This window comes from Dietzia cercidiphylli, from assembly GCF_014145145.1.
GTDB lineage: Bacteria > Actinomycetota > Actinomycetes > Mycobacteriales > Mycobacteriaceae > Dietzia > Dietzia natronolimnaea.
This window is the reverse complement of sequence record NZ_JAALEA010000304.1, coordinates 1-1,598: the sequence shown is the minus strand read 5'-3', so window position 1 is coordinate 1,598 and position 1,598 is coordinate 1. Positions and strand designations below refer to the sequence as shown.

The window sequence follows — 1,598 nt, the reverse complement described above, 5'->3', positions numbered from 1 at the left end:
GCACGCGCTCATGCGCCGCCCCGGGCAGCCCCGCGTGGTTCCTGGCGAGCCGGATCAGGGCAGCAGGCCGGCCGGCTCCAGCTGATCGGTGCCGTGCCGGACCCGCCAGCTGGCGATGGGGTAGGCGCCGCTGGCGGGGTCCTCGCGCGCGACCAGCGCCCAGTAGTCGGCGTGGGCGAAGTCGGTCGTGAACTCGACCACCGTGAAGCCGTGGCGGTCCAGGTCCACCCAACGCACGTGTCGGTTGACCTGAGTGAGGGCCCCCTGCGCGGTCTGGGACAACGGGTTGCCCTCGGGGAGGTTCACCATGTCGTCGATGTTGTTGCTGGTGATCGACGGGGTGACGAACTCGATCGCGCCGACACCCGCGCCCGGGTAGTTCGCCGGCTCGAACGGCACCTCGTTGGCCCACGAGGTGTGGATGTCGCCGGTGAGGAAGACGGTGTTGCGGGTGCCGGCGGCGCGGATCACCTCCATCAACCGGCGGCGCTCGCCCGCGTAGCCGTCCCACTGGTCGGGGTTGTAGGTGATGCCCTCACGCGGGACGCCCAGCAGCTCGGTGAGCGCGGCCGTGGTCTGTGGCTCGAGCGGGGGCAGGAGCACGGGCGTGATCATCACCGAGTTGCCGATGACGTTCCACCGGGCGGTCGACGAACTCAGCCCGCGGGCCAGCCAGTCGAACTGGGCGGCGCCGGTCATGGTGCCGGTGACATCGATCGCGTGACCGTCGAAGCGGTCCGGTCCCTCCGTGCGGTAGGAGCGCAGGTCGAGCATGCTGATCTCGGCGAGCGAACCCCAGCGCAACCGCCGGTAGAGGTGACCGCCGTCGCGGAGGGACTCGGGGCGCACGGGCATCCACTCGAAGTAGGCCTGGGAGCTGGCGGCCTTGCGGTCGGAGAACGGCCCCTGGTGCGGGTGGTGGTTCTCGGCGCCGTCGGACCAGTTGTCGTTCGCGAGCTCGTGGTCGTCCCACGTGACGATCCACGGCACGTGCGCGTGCAGGGACTGCAGATCCGGGTCGGTGCGGTACTGGGCCAGGCGGATCCGGTAGTCGGCCAGCGTCACGATGTCGTGCGGGGGATCGTGGGGCCGGACCGCGCCGAACTTGCCGGTGTACTCACCTCGGCCGTACTCGTAGATGTAGTCGCCCAGTTCGACGATCGCGTCGAGATCCCCGCGCGCCTCGAGGTGGCGGTAGCCGGAGAAGTAGCCCGCCTCCCAGTTGGAGCAGGAGACCACCCCGATGCGCCAGCGGCCGGAGGCGGGGAGCGCGCCGTGGGCGGGCGCGGTGCGGGTGCGGCCGGTGTGCGAGGTCTGACCGAGGGCACGGAAGCGGTAGTGGTACCAGCGGTCGGGGGCCAGGCCGGTGCAGTCGAACTTGACGGTGTGGTCGCGGCCGGCGTCGGTCACCACGGACCGTGATCGGACGACCTGGGAGAAACCGGGGTCGAGCGAGATCTCCCAGCTGACGGCGACCGGCGCCCCGCGGCCGGATCCCGGGACCGCGTCCGGTGCGGGGGTGACGCGGGTCCACAGGATGACGCGATCGGGCATCGGGTCGCCGGACGCGACGCCGTGCCGGAAGACGCCCACGTCGG

1 protein-coding gene is annotated in these 1,598 nt (G+C 71.4%); it reads right to left on the bottom strand.

Annotation, left to right across the window (positions count from 1 at the left end; translation table 11 throughout):
• Positions 1-54: 54 nt before the first annotated feature.
• Positions 55-1,598 (bottom strand): alkaline phosphatase D family protein (locus G6028_RS11225; protein ID WP_182658891.1); only part of this gene is annotated, 1,544 nt, incomplete at its 5' end.